The organism is Rhizobacter sp. P5_A1, assembly GCF_056400745.1.
In genome coordinates, this window is sequence record NZ_JBFUKR010000009.1 from 32702 (window position 1) to 51432 (window position 18731).

Annotated in this window: 16 protein-coding genes; 7 read left to right on the top strand and 9 right to left on the bottom strand. The window is 69.6% G+C overall.

The genetic code is table 11. The features are described 5' to 3' along the window. Positions 1-26: 26 nt before the first annotated feature. Positions 27-449 (top strand): cupin domain-containing protein, encoded by a 423-nt coding sequence (locus tag AC1DTW_RS12035; RefSeq protein ID WP_477981353.1) that lies wholly within the window; start codon positions 27-29, stop codon positions 447-449. Here the strand turns inward: AC1DTW_RS12035 and AC1DTW_RS12040 are convergent, their stop codons facing one another. Next, positions 450-1184 (bottom strand): glutathione S-transferase family protein, encoded by a 735-nt coding sequence (locus tag AC1DTW_RS12040; protein ID WP_477981354.1) that lies wholly within the window; start codon positions 1182-1184, stop codon positions 450-452. Between the two features lie 124 nt (positions 1185-1308). On the opposite strand from AC1DTW_RS12040, the gene AC1DTW_RS12045 reads away from it, so the two are divergent. Beyond that, positions 1309-2535: a polyhydroxyalkanoate depolymerase gene (locus AC1DTW_RS12045; RefSeq protein ID WP_477981355.1), complete on the top strand. Its 1227-nt coding sequence runs from the start codon at positions 1309-1311 to the stop codon at positions 2533-2535. Positions 2536-2539: 4 nt separating this feature from the next. Here the strand turns inward: AC1DTW_RS12045 and AC1DTW_RS12050 are convergent, their stop codons facing one another. The 5 genes from AC1DTW_RS12050 to AC1DTW_RS12070 form a co-directional block, all read right to left on the bottom strand. Next, on the bottom strand, positions 2540-5773 hold the full coding sequence (locus AC1DTW_RS12050; RefSeq protein WP_477981356.1) for an efflux RND transporter permease subunit: 3234 nt from the start codon (positions 5771-5773) through the stop codon (positions 2540-2542). A gap of 81 nt (positions 5774-5854) precedes the next feature. Next, positions 5855-7021 (bottom strand): efflux RND transporter periplasmic adaptor subunit, encoded by a 1167-nt coding sequence (locus AC1DTW_RS12055; protein ID WP_477981357.1) that lies wholly within the window; start codon positions 7019-7021, stop codon positions 5855-5857. Positions 7022-7121: 100 nt separating this feature from the next. Beyond that, complete coding sequence (locus AC1DTW_RS12060; protein WP_477981358.1) at positions 7122-8333, bottom strand: MFS transporter; 1212 nt, start codon at positions 8331-8333, stop codon at positions 7122-7124. Next, a complete protein-coding gene (aroC, locus tag AC1DTW_RS12065; RefSeq protein WP_477981360.1) occupies positions 8333-9442 on the bottom strand; it encodes a chorismate synthase in 1110 nt (369 codons plus the stop codon). The genes AC1DTW_RS12060 and aroC overlap by 1 nt, the downstream gene beginning before the upstream one ends. 154 nt (positions 9443-9596) lie before the next feature. Beyond that, entirely contained in the window at positions 9597-10061 is a 465-nt protein-coding gene (locus AC1DTW_RS12070; RefSeq protein WP_477981361.1) for a CBS domain-containing protein, read from the bottom strand. Positions 10062-10149: 88 nt separating this feature from the next. Here AC1DTW_RS12070 and AC1DTW_RS12075 point away from each other — a divergent pair, with 88 nt between their 5' ends. The 3 genes from AC1DTW_RS12075 to AC1DTW_RS12085 all read left to right on the top strand — a co-directional run bounded on the left by AC1DTW_RS12075 (position 10150) and on the right by AC1DTW_RS12085 (position 13660). Then, positions 10150-11475, top strand: coding sequence for an O-acetylhomoserine aminocarboxypropyltransferase (locus tag AC1DTW_RS12075; protein WP_477981362.1), 1326 nt, complete (start codon positions 10150-10152; stop codon positions 11473-11475). Further along, on the top strand, positions 11475-12287 hold the full coding sequence (locus tag AC1DTW_RS12080; RefSeq protein ID WP_477981363.1) for an alpha/beta fold hydrolase: 813 nt from the start codon (positions 11475-11477) through the stop codon (positions 12285-12287). The genes AC1DTW_RS12075 and AC1DTW_RS12080 overlap by 1 nt, the downstream gene beginning before the upstream one ends. A 92-nt stretch (positions 12288-12379) precedes the next feature. Further along, on the top strand, positions 12380-13660 hold the full coding sequence (locus AC1DTW_RS12085) for a diguanylate cyclase domain-containing protein (RefSeq protein ID WP_477981364.1): 1281 nt from the start codon (positions 12380-12382) through the stop codon (positions 13658-13660). A 55-nt stretch (positions 13661-13715) separates the two neighbouring features. Here AC1DTW_RS12085 and AC1DTW_RS12090 read toward each other — a convergent pair whose 3' ends face one another. Beyond that, the gene (locus tag AC1DTW_RS12090; protein ID WP_477981365.1) at positions 13716-14465 is read right to left on the bottom strand and encodes a DUF4397 domain-containing protein; all 750 of its coding nucleotides are present in this window, start codon (positions 14463-14465) and stop codon (positions 13716-13718) included. Between the two features lie 162 nt (positions 14466-14627). Continuing rightward, positions 14628-15863 carry a YihY family inner membrane protein gene (locus tag AC1DTW_RS12095; RefSeq protein ID WP_477981366.1) on the bottom strand — a complete coding sequence of 412 codons (1236 nt, stop codon included), beginning with the start codon at positions 15861-15863 and terminating at the stop codon, positions 14628-14630. Positions 15864-15883: 20 nt separating this feature from the next. Here AC1DTW_RS12095 and AC1DTW_RS12100 point away from each other — a divergent pair, with 20 nt between their 5' ends. Beyond that, positions 15884-16285, top strand: a complete 402-nt coding sequence (locus AC1DTW_RS12100; RefSeq protein ID WP_477981367.1) for a DUF2069 domain-containing protein — start codon at positions 15884-15886, stop codon at positions 16283-16285. Positions 16286-16355: 70 nt separating this feature from the next. Continuing rightward, the gene (locus AC1DTW_RS12105; protein ID WP_477981368.1) at positions 16356-17759 is read left to right on the top strand and encodes an FAD-binding oxidoreductase; all 1404 of its coding nucleotides are present in this window, start codon (positions 16356-16358) and stop codon (positions 17757-17759) included. Here the strand turns inward: AC1DTW_RS12105 and gcvA are convergent. Then, positions 17707-18684: a transcriptional regulator GcvA gene (gene gcvA / locus AC1DTW_RS12110; RefSeq protein WP_477981369.1), complete on the bottom strand. Its 978-nt coding sequence runs from the start codon at positions 18682-18684 to the stop codon at positions 17707-17709. The two genes, AC1DTW_RS12105 and gcvA, sit on opposite strands and share 53 nt — an antisense overlap. Positions 18685-18731 lie beyond the last annotated feature (47 nt).

An 18731-nucleotide genomic window follows, 5' to 3' on the forward strand; every position in this document is an offset into this window, starting at 1 on the left:
TTTCACCCGCCGCAGGAGATCGCCCCATGTTGGACAAGACGAGCACGAAGTTCTCTCACGTCAAACCGGCCGACACCGCCTGGCGCAGCGACGGGCTGCGCGACTTCTTCCTCTACAAGGATCTCGGCGTCGCGGACGCGACGAACGGCGCCGTGATCGCGCATCTCGTGAAAGCCAACATGGCACCGGAAAAGGGCACCGGCTGGCACCGTCATGAAGCGGACTTCCAGATCGTCATCATGACCAAGGGCTGGGCCAAGTTCATGTACGGCGACCAGGAGACGCTGGTCGAGGCCGGCGACTGCGTGCACCAGCGCCCGGGCATCGTGCACTACCTGTTCGACTACTCGCCCGACATGGAGTACCTCGAGATCGTCGGCCCGGCCGATTTCAAGTCGATCGACGTGCCGGCCCCTTGCGAGGTGCCTGCCCCAACGCCCTGGGCGTGATCAGAAATCCATGTCGAGCTCTTCGATGTCGTCGGGCTCGAGCTTCGCGGCGGCAACCCACTCCTTCATCTCGGGCATCGCCATGATGGTCTGGCAGTACAGGATGCAGGCCTTGTTCAGCTTCACGTCGTAGGTCAGGAAACGCGTGACGACCGGCGCGAACATCGCGTCGGCCATGCCGCGCTGCTTGCCGAACAGGAACGGGCCGCCGTAGGTCGCCAGGCACTCGGTCCATATCTCGACGATGCGGTCGATGTCGGGCTGCGCGCCGGCCCAGACCTTGTGGCCGGGGAACCGGCCCTTCAGGTTCATCGGCAACGATGCCCGCAGGTTCGCGAAGCCCGAGTTCATCTCGCCGCTGACCGAGCGGCAATGCGCGCGCGCGATCCGGTCGGCCGGCATCAGGCCGGCGTCGGGCCTGATCTCATTCAGGTACTGCGCGATCGCCAGCGTGTTCCAGACCTTCGCGCCGTCGTGCGTCAGGCAGGGCACGCGGATCGAGGGCGCGAGCAGCAGCAGCTCCTTGCGTGCATCGGCGTCGTCGGGCGAGACCATCACCTCGGTGAACTCGAGCCCGGCAAAGCGCGCCATCAGCCAGCCGCGCAGCGACCACGACGAATAGTTCTTGCTGCTCAGCGTCAGGGTCGCCGCCGGTTTGGCGGCCCTTGCCTTCGCCGCGGGCTTCGCGGCGGCTTTCGGCGCGGTCTTGGGCTTGGACGGGGCGGCAACAGGCATGGGGCTCTCCGGGCACGAGGGGCTCTGTCAGCTGGTTGCAAGGGATGTGCCACAGGCTGAGGGTGCCGAACCGCTGGCTCGGTAGTTGCTGTGATCCGGGCACAGAAAGGACACCGGAGAACACATGATGTACCAAGCCTACCAGGCGCAGTCTGATCTGATGTGGCCGCTTCGCACGCTCGCGAAGCTGTCGGTGCCGATGCTGCAGGATCCGAGCTTCGCACACTTCGGCCTGGGGGCGCAGGCCTCGAGCCGGCAGATGGCCGCGGCCTGCAAGGTGCTCGAACTCGCCGAGGTCACCCACAAGCGCCCGCCGTGGCGCATCGACAGCGTGCTGTCGAAAGGCGAAGCGGTACCGGTCACCGAAGAGGTCGTGCTGACCACGCCGTTCGCGACGCTGCTGCGCTTTCGCAAGCCGGGCGCGGCCGTGCAGCCGAAGGTGCTGGTCGTTGCGCCGATGAGCGGCCACTTCGCGACCTTGCTGCGCGACACCGTGCGCACCGTGCTGCAGGATCACGATGTCTACGTCACCGACTGGCACAACGTGCGCGATGTGCCGCTCGCGGCCGGCCGCTTCGGGCTGGACGAATACACCGCGCACATCATCGAGTTCCTCGCCGCGATGGGGCCCAACGCGAACGTGATCGCGGTCTGCCAGCCCTGCGTCGCAGCGCTCGCCGCGGTCGCGCTGATGTCGGAAGACCAGCACCCGGCGACGCCGGCGAGCCTGACCCTGATGGCCGGCCCGATCGACTGCCGAATCAGCCCGACCGCGGTCAACAAGCTCGCGACGACCAAGCCGATCGAGTGGTTCGAGAAGAACCTGATCAGCAGCGTGCCCTGGCGCCATGGCGGCGGCGGCCGGCGCGTGTACCCCGGCTTCGTGCAGCTCTCGGCGTTCATCAGCATGAACAAGGATCGGCACGCCAACGCGTTCAAGGAGTACTACCAGCACCTGGTCGACGACGAGTTCGACAAGGCCGAGGTCACGCGCACCTTCTACGAGGAGTACATGGCGGTCGCCGACCTCTCGGCCGATTTCTACATCGAGACGGTCGACCTCGTGTTCCAGCAGTACGCGCTGCCGAAAGGCGAGCTGAAGTTCCGCGGCCGCCGCGTCAATCCGGCGGCGATCCGGCGCACCGCGCTGGTCACGATCGAAGGCGAGCGCGACGACATCTGCGCGATCGGCCAGACCCTCGCCGCCCAGGACCTCGCGAGCAGCCTGCGCCCCTACATGCGCACGCACTACGTGCAGCCGAACGTCGGCCACTACGGCGTGTTCAGCGGCAAGCGCTGGCAGAACTCGATCTACCCGCTCGTGCGGGACGTGATCCACGTCTCACAGTAGCGACTCACTCCTTCGACGCCGGCATGTGCTCGGGCATTGCACCGCCGGCCGCGGCGGCGACGCCGCCGTGCGAGCCGAAGCGCCGCTTCGCCCACGCGCCGAGCTGGTCGAGGTAGCTGTAGAGCACCGGCACGACGATCAGCGTCAGCAAGGTCGAGGTGATCACGCCGCCGATGATCGCGCGGCCCATCGGGGCCTGGATCTCGCTGCCCTCGTCGAGCGCGAGCGCCATCGGCAACATGCCGAAGACCATCGCGGCGGTCGTCATCATGATCGGGCGCATCCGCACCATGCCGGCCTGCAGCAGCGATTCGGCGGTGTTCAGGCCGCTGCGGCGCCCGTGGTTCGCGAAGTCGACGAGCAGGATCGCGTTCTTCGTCACCAGGCCCATCAGCATCACCAGCCCGATCATCGAGAACAGGTTCAGCGTCGAGTGCGTCAGCAGCAGCGCGAGCATCACGCCGATCAGCGCGAGCGGCAGCGAAGCCATGATCGCGATCGGCTGCAGGAAGCTGCCGAACTGCGAGGCCAGCACGATGTAGATGAAGATCACCGCGGCCGCGAGGGCCAGCAGCACGCCCTGGAAGGCCTCGGCCTGATCCTTCGACTGGCCGCCCATGTCGAAGCGGTAGCCCGGCGGCAGCTGGGTCTCGTCGACGAGCTTCTTGACCTCGGCGCCGACGTCGCCGCTCGGCCGACCGGTCACGCCGGCGTAGATCGCCTGGCGGCGCTGCAGGTCTTGCCGCTTGATGACCTCGGGGTTGACGACCGACACCACGTCGGCGACGCGCGCCAGCGCGATCGGCGTACCGTCTTTCGCGTAGGCGACGGGCAGGTTGTCGAGCTGCGCGATGTTCTCGCGCATCGGTTGCGGCAGGCGCAGCTCGACCTCGACCTGCTCGCCGTCGGGCGCCGTCCAGTAGGTCGCGACATCGCCGTTGACGAAGCTGCGCAGGCTCGCCGCAAGCTGCGTCGGCGTCAGGCCGAGCTCGCGCGCGGCATCGGCCTTGATGCGCACCGCGTACGCCGGCAGGCCGGGCTTGACCGAGGTTTCGAGGTCGGTGATGCCCTTGATCTTCGCGATCCTCTCGCTCAGCTTCAGCACCTCGCGGTCGAGCACGGCCGGCTCGGGGCCGAGCAGCGAGATGAAGATCGGCCGCTGGCCGAGCGAGACATCGGCGCCGGGGATCGGCGCCAAGCCGGCGCGGATCGCCTGCTCGACCTGCTTCTGCGTGCGCTGCCGCTCGTGCGGTTTGAGCAGCTGGATCGTCAGGTCGCCGGTGTTGCGCGAGCCGTTGCCGGTGTCGCCGACGCTGGTCGAGATCATCCGCACCTCGGGCATCGCGCGCACCACTTCTTCGACCTGGCGCATCTTCTCGCTGCCGCGCTCGAGGCTCGTGCCGACCGGCATGCGCACGTTCATGCGGATGTAGCTGTCGTCGGTCTCGGGGATGAACTCGGTGCCGACGACGGTCGACAGGCCGATCGCCGCGGCGAAGCTCGCGATGCCGGTCCAGACCACCAGGCCGCGCGGCGTGATCGTCGCGAAGCGCAGGCGGCGCGGCTCGCTCGCCAGCCGCCGGCCCTGCGCATCGAACGGATGGCCGAAGGCCGGCAGCGGCGGGAACCACATCCGGTGCCGGCGCCCGCTGAAGACCCAGTGGATCAGCCGCTCGTAGATCCCGTGCATCACGTCGAGCACGCGGTCTGTGCCGCGCATCAGGTGGCCGATGACCGGCAGGCGGATCAGCTTGTTCGTCGGCGGGTCTTTCCAGATGCTGGACAGCATCGGGTCGAGCGTGAAGCTGACGAACAGGCTCACCAGCACCGCGACCGCGACCGTGATGCCGAACGGGAAGAAGAACTTGCCGATGATCCCCTTCATGAACGCGACCGGCACGAACACCGCGCAGATCGCGAAGGTCGTCGCCATCACCGCGAGGCCGATCTCGTCGGTGCCCTCGCGCGCGGCGCTGTGGTGGTCCTTGCCCATGTGCACATGGCGCACGATGTTCTCGCGCACGACGATCGCATCGTCGATCAGCAAGCCGATGCACAGGCTCAGCGCCATCATCGTCATGAAGTTCAAGGTGAAGCCGAACGCATACACCGCGATGAAGGCGGAGATCACCGCGATCGGCAGGGTCAGCCCGGTGATGATCGTGCTGCGCCAGCTGTGCAGGAACAGGAACACGATCGCGATCGTCAGCGCGGCACCTTCGATCAGCGTGCGCTTGACGCCCTTCAGCGAGTCCTTGACCCAGTCGCTGTCGGCATACACCAGGCGCAGCTCGACACCCGGCGGCAAGCCCTTGCGCAACTCCTCGGTCGCGGCCTTGATGCCCTCGCCGGTCTCGACGATGTTGGCGTCCTGCTGCTTGTAGACGAAGAACGCGATCGACGGCTTGCCATCGACCCGCGCGATCGAATCGCGCTCGCGTTCGCGTTCGACGAGCTCGCCGAGGTCGCCCAGGCGCACGACCAGGCTGCCGCGGTTCGCGACGACCAGATCCGCGAACGCCTTCGCGTCGCGCACCCGCCCCTCGACACGCACCAGCGCCTCTTCCTTCGCGCTGCTGAGCAGGCCGACCGGCACATCGGCATTCGCGCGCTGCAGCGCCGCCGACACGTCGGCCGGCGTGAGCTGGTAGGCGCGCAGGCGCTGCGGGTCGAGGTCGATGCGCACCTGGCGTGTCGTCATGCCGCCGACATCGACGCGCGCCACGCCGGCGACGCGTTCGATGCGCTTGCGCACGACCTGGTCGGCGAGCAGCGAGAGCTCGCGCGCGCTGCGGTCGGGTGCGATCAGCGCGAGGTTGACGGTCGGCTGTGCGTTGTCGCCGTCGAAGCGCGAGATGTAAGGCGCCTTCGCGTCGCGCGGGAACGCCGGCTGCAGCGCCGAGACCTTGTCGCGAACGTCCTGCACCGCACGGGTCATGTCGGCGCTGAGCTGGAACTCGACGACCGTCTCGCTGCGCCCCTCGACGCTGTTCGAGCGGATCATCTTGACGCCGGCGATGCCGTTCAGGCCGAGCTCGATCGGCCGCGTCAGCTCGGTCTCGATCGCCTCGGGCGACGCGCCGGGATACGCGACGCTGACGAACACGATCGGCGGCGTGATGTCGGGCAGGCGCTCGACGCGCAGCTGCGCGTACGAGAACAGCCCGAGCACGCACAGCGCGGCCATCACCATCGTCGCGAAGACGGGGTTGTTGATCGAGACGCGGGTGAACCACATGTCAGGCCTTCCGCCGGGCCGCCCCAAGGGAGGCCTGCGCCCCCTCGGGGGGCAGTGAACGAAGTGAGCGTGGGGGCTTCATCAGCTCGCCTTGGACGATGCGGCGCTCGCGCTGGCCGCGGGCATGCCCGAGCCGGCGCCCTTCGCGACGACGCGGGCCGGTGCGCCTTCCTTCAAGGTGTCGAAGCGCGCGGCGACGACCTGGGTCTCGCTCGGCAGGCCCTGCGTGACCTCAACCCGGCCGTTGACGGTGTCGCGCCGGCCGGTGATCACGATGCGGCGCACCAGCGCGCCCTTCTCGACCGTCCAGACGAAATCCTGCCCCGAAGCCTGGCCGACCGAGGTCGCGGGCACGGTGAGGCGCTGTGCTGCGTCTTCGAGCGAGACCAGCGCGCTGGCGTACTGGCCGGCGCGGAACACTTCGTCCGGGTTCGGCAGCAGCACGACGACGCGGATGCCGCGCGTGCCGACCTCGGCCATCGGGGCGATCCGGTCGATGTGACCCTCGACCGGTGCACGCGCGCCTTCGACACGCACCGCGAGCTTCTGCCCTTGCCGCAGCATCGAGACCTGGTGCGTGCCGACCACGCCGGCCAGCTCGAGCTCCTTCAGGTCGACGACGGTCATCAGTTCCTGCTCGGCGCTGACCTTCTCGCCGGGCACGACATTGCGCCGGCCGATCACGCCGCTGATCGGCGCCACCAGCGCCGCTTCGCGGATGCCCAGCGCCGCGGTGCCGAGTTGCGCCTGCGCCGACTTCAGCTGCGCGCGCGCCGCCTCGAGCGTTGCGCGCGAGCTCTCGAGTGCATTCGCCGAGATGAAGCGCTGGTTCGCGAGGTCTTCGTTGGATTTGTGCATGCGCTCGGCCTCGACGACGCGCGCCTGCGCCGAATCGACCCCGGCGGCGCGCTCGGCGGCGCGGCTCTGCAGGTCCGACAGATCGATCGTGCCGAGCGGTTGCCCGGCCTTGACCCGGCTGCCTTCGGCAACCGACAGGCTGAGCAGCGTGCCGGCGGCCTTGGCTCGCACGATGGCCGTGCGCGGTGCCATCAGCGGGCCGGAGAATTCGATCCGCTCAGGCATCGCGGCCAGCAACGGCCTGACGACTTCGGCCGGTGTGAATTCGAGCGTCACTTCGGGCTTCTTGTCCTTGCTGTCGTCCTTGCTTTTGGCACGCGACACCATCCCCACGGCGACGAGCGCGACGATGATCGCGACCGCTCCGCCTATCAGCCACGGCTTGCGCATCGGGCCTTCCTTTCTTGTGTTGTCCTGATCCCGGGCGAGAGTGTAGGCATGCGTCGTGACGGCACCATCCCCACATGCGACGAACTGCAGATTGCAGGGGTCAGACTGCCTTCGCGTGAGCCCGTCGGTCGAGCACGGCGGCGCGCGCCGCACAGACTGCGGCGAGCGCCGCGGCGCCGCTCGCGCCCCAGAACACCGTGCCGAAGCCGAAGGCCTCGCTGACCGCGCCGCCGGCGACCCCGCCGATCACGCCCGAGGCGCCGTAGCCGAGCAGCGTGTACAGCGCCTGGCCGCGGCCGCGCAGGCGACCGGGAAAGTGTCGGTTGATCACGCCGATGCACGCGCTGTGCTGGGCCGCGAAGGTCAGCGCGTGGGTGCACTGCACCGCAACCAGCAGCGCGGGGACCGAGCCGAACGCGGCCGTCGCCGCGAAGCGCAGCACCGAGACGAGCGCGGCGAGCGTCAGCCAGTCGTGCGGCGAGCGCCGCGCCAGCCACGCGCCCTGGAACCAGAACCACGCGACCTCGGCGGCGACGCCGACCGCCCAGATCAGCCCGACCGCCGCCTTGCCGTAGCCCAGCGACACGAGGTAGAGCGAGAAGAACGCGTACAGACTGGTGTGCGCCAGCACGGTGAAGAACACGCCGCCGAAGAACCACGCGACGACCGGCTGGCGCAGCACCGCGAGCGCGCCGGGTGCGTCGTCGCTGTCATGAGGCGCCTCGGTCGCCGCCGGCAGCCGCAGCGCCGCTGCCAGCAACGCGGCGAGCAGCGCGACCGTCAGCCACGGAAAGGCCTGCACGCCGATCGCCTGCAGCAGCGCGCCGCTGCCGACCACCGTGGCGATGAAACCGATCGAACCCCAGACGCGCACGCGACCGTAGCGCCCGGCGTCCAGCGTCGAGCCGTGGCTGACGAAGTGCGCCAACGCCGCCTCGCTGATCGGGATCACACCCGCGGTGCAGACGAACAGCGCGACGGTGACGCTGGCGATCCAGCCATAGCGCGGCGAGACGAAGAAGCCGAGCGCACAGACCAGCGCCAGCGCGGTTGCGAGCCGCAGCAGCTGCGTGCGCTGCCCGCTGTGGTCGGCGAGCCAGCCCCAGGCGTAGGGGCTGAAGATGCGGGTCGAACTCTGCAGCGACGCGAGCGCGCCGATCGCCAGCGTGCCGAAGCCCAGGCTCTGGAACCACAGTGGCGCGTAAGTGCCGAACAGGCCGGCGTACGAGAAGTACGCGAACGAGACCGTACCGAACGCGAACAGCGTGCGCCGCGGCGCCGTCACGGCCGCGAAGGCGTGCGCCGCGGGCATCAGCCGCGCGCGGGCGCCTGCGCGGGGATCGGAGCGGTCGCGACGCTCACGTCGCCGCATTGCGCGCGCTGGCGCAGCGCGTGGTCCATCAGCACCAGCGCCAGCATGGCCTCGGCGATCGGCGTCGCGCGGATGCCGACGCAGGGGTCGTGGCGGCCGAAGGTCTCGACGGTCGCCGGCGCGCCCGCCAGGTCGATCGACTGGCGCGGGCTGCGGATCGAGCTCGTCGGCTTGATCGCGATGCCGACGGTGATGTCCTGCCCAGTCGAGATGCCGCCGAGCACGCCGCCGGCGTTGTTGCTGCGAAAGCCCTCGGGCGTCAGCTCGTCGCCGTGCGTCGTGCCGCGCTGTGCGACGCTGGCGAAGCCGGCGCCGATCTCGACACCCTTGACCGCGTTGATGCCCATCATCGCTTTCGCGATGTCGGCGTCGAGCTTGTCGAACAGCGGCTCGCCCAGGCCGACCGGAACGCCGCGCGCCGAGACGAAGATGCGCGCGCCGCAGCTGTCGCCGGCCTTGCGCAGCTCGTCCATGTAAGCCTCGAGCCGCGGGATGTCGCTGGCGTTCGCGGCGAAGAACGGGTTGTTCGGGATGTGCTCGAGGCCCTCGAACGGAATCTCGAGGTCGCCGATCTGCGTCATGTGGCCGATGAAGGTGGTGCCGTACTTCAGGCGCAGCCACTTGCGCGCGATCGCGCCGGCGCCGACCATCGGCGCGGTCAGCCGGGCCGATGCGCGCCCGCCGCCGCGTGGATCGCGCAGCCCGTACTTGTGCAGGTATGCGTAATCGGCGTGGCCGGGTCGGAAGGTGTTCAGGATGTTGCCGTAATCCTTGCTGCGCTGATCGGTGTTGCGGATCAGCAGGCAGATCGGCGTGCCGGTCGTCTGGCCCTCGTAGACGCCGCTGAGGATCTCGACCGCGTCCGGCTCGTTGCGCTGCGTCACGTGGCGCGAGGTGCCCGGGCGGCGCCGGTCGAGCTCGGGCTGGATGTCCGCCTCGCTGAGCGCCATGCCAGGCGGGCAGCCGTCGATCACGCAGCCGATCGCCGGACCGTGGCTCTCGCCGAAATTGGTGACGCGAAAGAGTTCGCCGAGGGTGCTGCCGGACATGGGACGCGGGCTTTCAGGAGACCAGAACGCGGCCGCCGCCCGAAGGCGGCGGCACGGGACCCGATTCTATGGTGCGGACACAGCCCTCGCCGGGCCGCCCCAAGAGGCTGTGCTCCCCTCGGGGGGCGACGCCGCAGGCGTCTTGGGGCTGTCATCACGAGGTCTGCTCGTCGCGCGGCTCGTTCTCGACCGGCCAGTCGCGGATGTAGGCCTTCAACATGCGGTTCTCGAAATCCTGCCCATCGACGACCGCCTTCGCGACGTCGTAGAACGAGATCACGCCCATCAGCGTGCGCTGGCTCAGCACCGGCATGTAGCGGGCGTGTCGGCCGAGCATCATGCGCCGCACTTCGTCGATCTCGGTCTCGGGAGTGCAGGTCAGCGGGTGATCGTCCATCACGCTGCGCACCAGCGTGCCGCCGAGCGCGCCGCCGTTCTTGACGATCGCCTGGATGACCTCGCGGAACGTGAGCATGCCGGTCAGGTCGCCGTGGTCCATCACGACCAGCGAGCCGATGTCGCGCTCGGACATCGCGTTGACCGCCTCGTGCAGCGGCTGGTCCGGCGACACGGTGAACAGCGTGCCGCCCTTGACGCGGAGAATGTCGCTGACTTTCATGGGGCGCTCCCGAGGCGAGGTGTGAGGTTCAATATAGCCCACAATGCCGGGCGACAACACCCAGACAACCCAGGAAGCGATTCGTTCCATGCCCGGCTCCGCAGACCCCGGCTTCGACACGCTCGCGCTGCATGCCGGCGCCGCCCCCGACCCCGCGACCGGCGCGCGCGCGGTGCCGATCCACTTGACGACCTCGTTCGTGTTCGACAGCAGCGAGCACGCGGCCTCGCTGTTCAACATGGAGCGCTCGGGGCACGTCTACAGCCGCATCTCGAACCCGACCAACGCGGTGCTCGAGGAACGCGTCGCGGCGCTCGAAGGCGGTGCCGGCGCGATCGCCACCGCGAGCGGCCAGGCCGCGCTGCATTTGGGCGTCGCGACGCTCGCTGGCGCCGGCTCGCACATCGTCAGCTCGAGCGCGCTGTATGGCGGCTCGCACAACCTGCTGCACTACACGCTGAGCCGCTTCGGCATCGAGACCACGTTCGTGAAGCCGGGCGACATCGACGGCTGGCGCGCCGCGATCCGCCCGACCACGAAGCTGCTGTTCGGCGAGACGCTCGGCAACCCGGGGCTCGACGTGCTCGACATCCCCAACGTCGCGGCCCTCGCGCACGAGCACGGGCTGCCGCTGCTGGTCGACTCGACCTTCACGACGCCGTGGCTGATGAAGCCCTTCGATCACGGCGCCGATCTGCTCTTCCATTCGGCCACGAAGTTCCTGTCCGGCCACGGCACCGTGATCGGCGGCGTGCTGGTCGACAGCGGCCAGTTCGACTGGGACGCGGCGCATGCAGCGCACGGCCGCTTCGCCGAGCTCGCGCAGCCCTACGAGGGCTTTCACGGCATGGTGTTCAGCGAAGAGAGCAGCGTTGGCGCGTTCCTGCTGCGCGCGCGCCGCGAGGGCCTGCGCGACTTCGGCGCCTGCATGAGCCCGCACACCGCGTGGCTGATCCTGCAGGGCATCGAGACCTTGCCGCTGCGCATGGCGCGGCATGTCGAGAACGCGCGCAAGGTCGTCGAGTTCCTCGTCGCCCAGCCGATGGTCGCGGGGGTCGGCTACCCCGAGCTCGAGTCGCATCCGAGCCACGCGCTCGCGAAGCGGCTGCTGCCGCGCGGCTGCGGCTCGGTCTTCAGCTTCGACCTGCGCGGCTCACGCGGCCAGGGCGTTGCGTTCATCGAGGCGCTGAAGATCTTCTCGCACCTCGCGAACGTCGGCGATTGCCGCTCGCTGGTGATCCACCCGGCGTCGACGACTCATTTCCGCATGGACGACGCGGCGCTCGCGCAGGCCGGCATCACGGCCGGCACGATCCGGCTGTCGATCGGGCTCGAAGACGCCGACGACCTGATCGACGACCTGAAGCGCGCGCTGAAGATCGCCGCGAATTTGCCGAAGTCGGCGGGGGCGTGATGCAGCTCCTCGTCGAAGGCCCGCAAGGCCCGGCGCCGGTCTACGCCTACAGCGGCGGCAAGGCCTTCGACGCCGCGCTGCCGTGCGTCGTGTTCGTGCACGGCGCGCTCAACGATCACAGCGTCTGGACGCTGCTCGCGCGCTGGTTCGCGCACCACGGCCACGGCGTTCTCGCGCTCGATCTGCCCGGGCACGGCCGCAGCGGCGGCGCGCCGCTGGCGAGCATCGAGGCGCTCGCCGACTGGCTGCTGCTGGTGCTCGACGCGGCCGGCGTCGAGCAGGCCGCGCTGGTCGGCCACAGCATGGGCTCGCTGATCGTGCTCGAAGCGGCGGCACGCGCGCCGGCGCGCGCGACCCGGCTCGCGATGCTCGGCACCGCGTACCCGATGAAGGTGTCCGACGCGCTGCTGAGCACGGCCCGCGACCAGCCTTGGCGCGCGATCGACATGGTCAACGCGTTCTCGCACGCCGGACTGGCCGCCAAACCTTCGTTTCCCGGTCCCGGGACCTGGCTGCACGGCGCCGATCGGGCGCTGATGCGGCGCGTTCAGGCGGCGCAGACCGGCTTGAACCTGTTCCACCACGATTTCAGCGTCTGCAACGGCTACGCCGGCGGCCTGCAGGCCGCGGCCCGCGTGCGATGCGCCGCGAGCCTGATCCTCGGCGAACGCGACCAGATGACCAGCCCGAGACAAGCCCGCGAGATCGCGCAGGCGCTGCAGGCGGGCGTCCACACGGTGCCGGCCGGACACGCGCTGATGGCCGAGGCGCCCGACGCGGTCCTCGCGGCGCTGCGCGGCGCGCTGGCCTGATCCAGCGCGCAGCGTCGGCGCCGCGCAACGTCCAGCCCGGCAGGAGCCGACGAAACGCTCGGGCACGCAGCCCGGCTCGCTACCATTCCCGCATGGTTGCCGCCGCCGACCCTCGCATCACCCACATCGAGCGCCTGGTCGCGGCGATCGACCTGCCGATCGGCCGCTGGGACCGCGATGCGCGCCTGGTCTTCTGCAACGACCACTACCTCGCCTGGGCCGCACGCCCGCGCGAGCAGTTGCTGGGCCGCAGCCTGCAGGAGCTGTTCGGCGAAACGGCCTGGGCCGCCGCGGCGCCGGCATTCGTGCAGGCCTTCGAAGGCCGCACCGTCAGCTACCAACGCCAGGTGATGCATGGCCCGGCGCCGGGCCGCTGGGCGCGCATCCAGGTGTTTCCCGACGCCGATGCGGCCGGATCGGTCGAGGCGGTGTTCACGATCGCGACCGACATCCACGACGACGTCGTGGCGCGGGAGACGCTGCTGGCGGCGCAGATCCGCCTCGACCGTTTCACCGACAACATCCCGTACCCGCTGACCTATGTCGATCGCGACTTCGTGCTGCGCTTCGTCAACAAGGCCTACACCGAGCTGATCGGCACGGACCGCGAAGCGCTGATCGGCCAGCCCATCGGCAAGGTCCGCGGCGCGCGGCGCTGGGCCGAGCACGAGCCCTACTTCCAGCGCGCGCTCGAGGGCCACGCGGTCCAGTACACGCGGCTCGCGACCACGCTGCCGCACGGTTCGCGCTGGCTGCGCACGAGCTACGTGCCCGATTTCGACGCCGCCGGCCAGGTCGTCGGCCTGTACACCGTCACGGTCGACGTGCACGAGCTCGCGATCACGCAGGAGAAGCTGAAGCGCCGCGCCGAGCACGACGCGTTGACCGACGTGCTGAGCCGCCGCACGATGATGGACCGCATCGAGGCGGCGCTCGTCGATGCGGCGCGCCAGCCGGTCGCGCTCTACTTCGTCGACCTCGACGGCTTCAAGGCGGTCAACGACCGGCTCGGCCACCGCGAGGGCGATGCGCTGCTGATCGCGGTCGGCGCCGCGCTGCAGATCGCGGTGCGCGCCGAGGACGCGGTCGGCCGCTTCGGCGGCGACGAGTTCCTCGTGCTGGCGCCGGTGCGCGATGCCGACGGCGCACATGCGCTGGCGCTGCACATGCTCGCCGCGGTGCAGTCGGTGGTCGGTTCGGGTCGGCTCGCCGGCGTCGTCAGTGCGAGCATCGGCTATGCGCTGGCGCCCGCCGACGCGCGCCACCCGCTGAACCTGCTGCAACTCGCCGACGACGCGATGTACGTCGCGAAGCGCTTCGGCAAGAACCGCGCGATGCACTGCGCGGCGATCCCGTTCGAGGCGACACGGTAGTCACTGAAAGCCCGTGCGCCGATACGCAGGCCGCGGGGCATTCGCCAGGCCGGTTTCAGATCGCCGTCAGTTCGGTCGTTCCGGCCGTGCCTTCGGTCTTCAGCAGCACCCTGATCGCGCCCGGGACGGCGGTGTTCGGCACCGCCAGCAGAAGCAGGTCCTGGTTGTTCGCGAAGCTCAGCTGGGCCCTGAACAGCACGGTCTTGGTGCCGGCCGCTGCGATCGTCAGCTGATAGGTTCCACCGGGAATGTCGACCGAATCCTGACCCGGTGCCGGCCCGCTGCTGTTGATCGCGGTGCCCGCGATCAACGGGTTGACGCCGGCGATGTCGGTCGTCGGCGTGTTCATGTAGACATCGACGCTGCCGGCGACGTAGGCGGCGTTCATCAGGCGCAGGCGCGTGCTGTCGCTGGTCAACGGCTTGTTGTACGGATCGGTGATCAGGTAGACACCGTGTGTGGTCGCCGAAGTGTCGAGCGTGACGATCGTGTACTTCGTGCCGCGCTCCGGATCGATGTTCACGCTGCCGATGGTGGCGCCGGAAGCGACGGCCTTGACGGGCCAGTCCGAGACGCCCATGTCGACATCGAAATAGTTCGAAGCGAAGCCGAAACTGACGTTGGTGGCGTCCGGCTGCGCGACGCTGGCGCGATACAAGGTGACGACGGACGTGCTCGGCGCGGCATGCACGAAGCGCACCACCGGATCGGCCACATCGAGGCGGTCTTCGGTGTCGCCACCGCCGCAGGCGGCGAGCATGGCGAGTGGAACGCAGGCGAACAGGATTTTGTGAAGCAGTTTCATCGCAGCGCCTCCGAGTGTTCAGATGCGCTCGACTCTAGGGGCGCGGCAAACGCCGGCGCGTCGGTGAACCGCTGCGTTCGACGTGGGCCGGCGCCCGCGCGTCGGGTGGGAAAACGCCGCGGCCGCTTGCGTCCGGTTACCGCGCGGCGCTCGCCCCGCAGCTCAATCGTCCAGCAGGGCCTGCAGCGTCATCGTGTCGAACCCGGCGCGCTGCCACAGGCTGCGCGAGGCCGGCGACGGCTCGAGCAGCAGCAGCGCGAGCAGCGGCTGCGCGGGTGTGCGGGCCGGGTCGCACAGCAGCACGAAGCGCGGGTCGTGCGGCTCGTCGAGGCGGCCGACCCAATCGAACTGCAGCAGGGTCTCGAGGATCGGTTCGGTCTGCAGCGGGTCGGTGCGCAGCTGCGCGGCCAGCTCCCCGCCGCTCAGGCCGCGATCGCCGATCGCGTGCGCCTTCGCGAGTTCGCGCAACACCGCGAGCGCGAGCTGCAGCCGCGCGCCGGGGCCGTCGGGCCAGCGCTTCACGTGCATCTGCAGGCTCGGCGCGTACGCGGCGATCACCGCACCGAGCAGCACGATGACCCAGCCGAAGTAGATCCAGATCAGGAAGATCGGCACCGCCGCGAGCGCGCCGTAGATCACCGTGTAGGTCGGCACGGTCTGCAGATACCAGCCGAGCATCCGCTTCGCGAGCTCGAAGCCGACCGCGCTGAATGCGCCGCCGGCGATTGCATGGCGCCAGCGCACATGGGTATTCGGCACATAGTGGAACAACCCGGCGAACCCGGCGACGAGCAGGAGGAACTCGAGCGTGCCGAGCAGCAGCGTGACGCCGCCGGGCAGCACGCCGACCAGCCCCTGCGACGCCGACAGCGCATACGAGGTCAGACTCAGGCTCACGCCGAGCAAGAGCGGGCCGAGCGTGGCCGCGGCCCAGTACACCAGCACGCGCTGCGCGATCGGCCGCGGCGTGCGCACGCGCCAGATCGCGTTGAGCGTGCGGTCCATCGTCAGCATCAGCGCGAGCGCCGCGAGGAACAGCAGCACCAGGCCGACACTGCCGACGCCCTTGGCCTTGGCCGCGAAGGTCGTCAGCGCCTTCAGCACCTGGCTCGCGATGTCGGTCGGCACGAGGGTCTGCAGGAAGTACTTCTGCAGCGCATCCTGGAAGCTCGCGAACATCGGAAAGGCCGAGAACACCGCGAGCATCACGGTCAGCAGCGGCACCAGCGAGATCAGCGTCGTGAAGGTCAGGCTGCTCGCCGTCAGGCCGAGCCGGTCTTCGCGGAAGCGCGCGCGCAGCGTGCGCAGCGTGTCGAGCCAGGGCCAGGTCTGCAGGGTCTGGACCAGATCCGGCAATTGCTCGCGCACGGCCGACTTGATCGTGGTCGGGAGATTCATTGCTGGCATCATAGCCAGCGATGACTGCACCACCGACCGCGCCGCCGGCCCCTGCGCCTCCCCTGCCCGCCCCGATCGCCTGGACCCGCGCGGTCGCGGTCGGCAGCGTGATTGCGCTGATCGCGCTCGGCCTGGCCTGGGAGCTCTGGCTCGCGCCGACGGGCAGCCGCACGCTCGCGCTGAAGGTGCTGCCCTTGCTGTTGCCGCTCACCGGGCTGCTGCGCAACCGCATGTACACCTACCGTTGGCTGAGCCTGATGGTCTGGCTGTATTTCACCGAAGGCGTGGTGCGCGCGACCAGCGATCGCGGGCCGGGCGCGCTGCTCGGCGCGATCGAGGTGCTGCTGTGCCTGCTGCTGTTCGCCGCCTGTGCCGCGCACGTGCGCTGGCGGCTGCGCCACGCGAAGGAGGCCGCGATATGAGCCTCGCCCGGCCGCCCGCAGGGGCTCATTCCCGCTCGGCGGGACCGGCCGAAGGCCGAAGGGTGCACCAATGATCCCGATCATCGACGCACTGCGCGCCGCGGTCGGCGCGGCGAACGTTCTGACCGACGGCGACCTGTCGGCCTACGAGGTCGATTGGCGCAAGCGTTACCGCGGGCGCGCGCTCGCGGTCGTGCGGCCGGCGTCGGCCGCCGAGGTCGCGCTCGTCGTCAAGGCCTGCTCGGCGCAGGGCGTCGCGATCGTCACGCAGGGCGGCAACACCGGGCTGGTCGGCGCGTCGGTCCCCGACACCAGCGGCGCGCAGGTGCTGTTGAACCTCGCGCGCATGAACCGCGTTCGCGCGATCGATGCCGCGAACCTGGCGATGACGGTCGACGCCGGCTGCATCCTGCAAGCCGTGCAGGAGGCCGCCGCCGCACAGGGACTGCTGTTCGCGCTGAGCCTGGCCGCCGAAGGCAGCTGCACGATCGGCGGCAACCTCGCGACCAACGCCGGCGGCACGCAGGTGCTGCGCTACGGCAATGCGCGCGAGCTGTGCCTCGGCCTCGAGGTCGTGACGGCGAGCGGCGACATCTGGGACGGCCTGAGCGGCCTGCGCAAAGACAACACCGGCTACGACCTGCGCGACCTGTTCGTCGGCAGCGAAGGCACGCTCGGCGTGATCACCGGCGCCACCCTGAAGCTGCACCCGCAGCCGGCGGCGCTGACGACCGCGCTGGCTTCGCTGGACACGCTCGACGCGGCGGTCGAACTGCTGCAGCTCGCGCAGGCGCGGCTCGGCGCGGGGCTGACCGGGTTCGAGGTGATGGGCCGCTACGCGCTCGGCCTGGTGCGCCGGCACATGCCGCAACTCGCGCAGCCGCTGCCGGCGAGCGAGTGGACCGTGCTGCTGGAGCAGTCCGACAGCGAGAGCGAAGCCCACGCGCAGGCGCGGTTCGAAGCGCTGCTCGAGACCGCGCTCGAGCGCGGCCTGATCGGCGACGCGGCCGTCGCGAGCAACCTCGAGCAGTCGAACGCGATGTGGCATCTGCGCGAGTCGATCCCGATGGCGCAGGCCGACGAGGGCGCGAACATCAAGCACGACATCGCGCTGCCGGTGTCGTCGATCGCACGCTTCGTCGCCTCGACCGACGCGGCCCTGAAGCAGGCGTTCGCCGGCGTGCGCCTGGTCAACTTCGGCCACCTCGGTGACGGCAACCTGCACTACAACGTGCAGGCACCGGAGGGGCTCGACGCTGCCGCCTTCGTGCGCGACCAGGAACATGCGGTGAACACGCTGGTCTACGACGCGGTCGGCGCCCACGCCGGCTCGATCTCGGCCGAGCACGGCATCGGCGCACTGAAGCGCGACGAACTGGCGCTGCGCAAGTCGCCGGTGGCGCTGCAGCTGATGCGCGCGATCAAGCGCGCGCTCGACCCGCAGAATCTGCTGAACCCGGGCCGACTGCTGTAGCGACTTCCGCGGCGCCTCGGACGGTCTTCGCCTCGGCCCGCAGCCACGCGGCGAACTCCTGAACCTCGGGCTTGCGCGCGGCGCCGGCCGAGCGCACGAGGTAGTAGCTGCGCGGCGACGCGACCGTTTTCGTGAACGGTGCGACCAGCTTGCGTTCGCGCAGCAACTGCTTCAGCAGCGGCATGCGCCCGAGCGCGACGCCCTGCCCGGCCACCGCGGCGTTGATCAGCTGGTCGAACTGCGAGAAGTGCAGCACGCTGACCGGCTTCAGGCCCTCGAGCTTCATCGCGCGGAGCCAGATCGGCCAGTCCTGCATGTCGGCACCGGGGCCTGAATCGAGGTACATCAGCACGTGGTGGCGAAGGTCTTCGGGCACCTTCAGCGGTCGCGCCTTGTCGCGCAGCAGCTTCGGGCTGCACACCGGCAGCACGACGTCGTCGAACAGCAGCTCGGCGCCGGCGTCGATCGCGTCCTCGGCCTTGTAGCGCACCGCCAGATCGACCCCGTCACGGTTCAGGTTGACGATCCCGTAGCCGGCCGAGATGCGCACGTCGACATCGGGCCGCGTGGCCGTGAAGCCCGCCAGCCGCGGGATCAGCCACAAGCCGGCGAAGCCCGGCGTGGTCGTGACGACGACGGTCTTCGCGCGCCGGTCGCGCTTCAGCTCGCCGCCGATCTGATGCAGCCGCGCGAGCACGTCGCCGACCAGCTTCGCGAGCGCCTGACCTTCGTCGGTCAGGCGCAGCGCACGGTGCAGGCGCCGAAACAACGGCAGGCCGTAGTGCTCTTCGAGCGCGGCGATCTGGCGGCTGACCGCCGACTGCGTCAACGCGAGTTCGTCGGCGGCCTTCGTGAAACTCAGGTGGCGCGCCGAGGCTTCGAAGGCTTCGAGCTGGTCCAGCGGCGGGAGGTCGTACTGGCGCATCGATCGCATTCTAAATCCGCATGCGAGACATTCAAACATACCGTTTG

Excerpts from the sequence above, each read along its gene's own strand:
- AC1DTW_RS12035 (WP_477981353.1), top strand. The coding sequence starts at position 27 with ATGTTGGACAAGACGAGCACGAAGTTCTCTCACGTCAAACCGGCCGAC.
- AC1DTW_RS12040 (WP_477981354.1), bottom strand. The coding sequence starts at position 1,184 with ATGCCTGTTGCCGCCCCGTCCAAGCCCAAGACCGCGCCGAAAGCCGCC.
- AC1DTW_RS12045 (WP_477981355.1), top strand. The coding sequence starts at position 1,309 with ATGATGTACCAAGCCTACCAGGCGCAGTCTGATCTGATGTGGCCGCTT.
- AC1DTW_RS12050 (WP_477981356.1), bottom strand. The coding sequence starts at position 5,773 with ATGTGGTTCACCCGCGTCTCGATCAACAACCCCGTCTTCGCGACGATG.
- AC1DTW_RS12055 (WP_477981357.1), bottom strand. The coding sequence starts at position 7,021 with ATGCGCAAGCCGTGGCTGATAGGCGGAGCGGTCGCGATCATCGTCGCG.
- AC1DTW_RS12060 (WP_477981358.1), bottom strand. The coding sequence starts at position 8,333 with ATGCCCGCGGCGCACGCCTTCGCGGCCGTGACGGCGCCGCGGCGCACG.
- aroC (WP_477981360.1), bottom strand. The coding sequence starts at position 9,442 with ATGTCCGGCAGCACCCTCGGCGAACTCTTTCGCGTCACCAATTTCGGC.
- AC1DTW_RS12070 (WP_477981361.1), bottom strand. The coding sequence starts at position 10,061 with ATGAAAGTCAGCGACATTCTCCGCGTCAAGGGCGGCACGCTGTTCACC.
- AC1DTW_RS12075 (WP_477981362.1), top strand. The coding sequence starts at position 10,150 with ATGCCCGGCTCCGCAGACCCCGGCTTCGACACGCTCGCGCTGCATGCC.
- AC1DTW_RS12080 (WP_477981363.1), top strand. The coding sequence starts at position 11,475 with ATGCAGCTCCTCGTCGAAGGCCCGCAAGGCCCGGCGCCGGTCTACGCC.
- AC1DTW_RS12085 (WP_477981364.1), top strand. The coding sequence starts at position 12,380 with ATGGTTGCCGCCGCCGACCCTCGCATCACCCACATCGAGCGCCTGGTC.
- AC1DTW_RS12090 (WP_477981365.1), bottom strand. The coding sequence starts at position 14,465 with ATGAAACTGCTTCACAAAATCCTGTTCGCCTGCGTTCCACTCGCCATG.
- AC1DTW_RS12095 (WP_477981366.1), bottom strand. The coding sequence starts at position 15,863 with ATGAATCTCCCGACCACGATCAAGTCGGCCGTGCGCGAGCAATTGCCG.
- AC1DTW_RS12100 (WP_477981367.1), top strand. The coding sequence starts at position 15,884 with ATGACTGCACCACCGACCGCGCCGCCGGCCCCTGCGCCTCCCCTGCCC.
- AC1DTW_RS12105 (WP_477981368.1), top strand. The coding sequence starts at position 16,356 with ATGATCCCGATCATCGACGCACTGCGCGCCGCGGTCGGCGCGGCGAAC.
- gcvA (WP_477981369.1), bottom strand. The coding sequence starts at position 18,684 with ATGCGCCAGTACGACCTCCCGCCGCTGGACCAGCTCGAAGCCTTCGAA.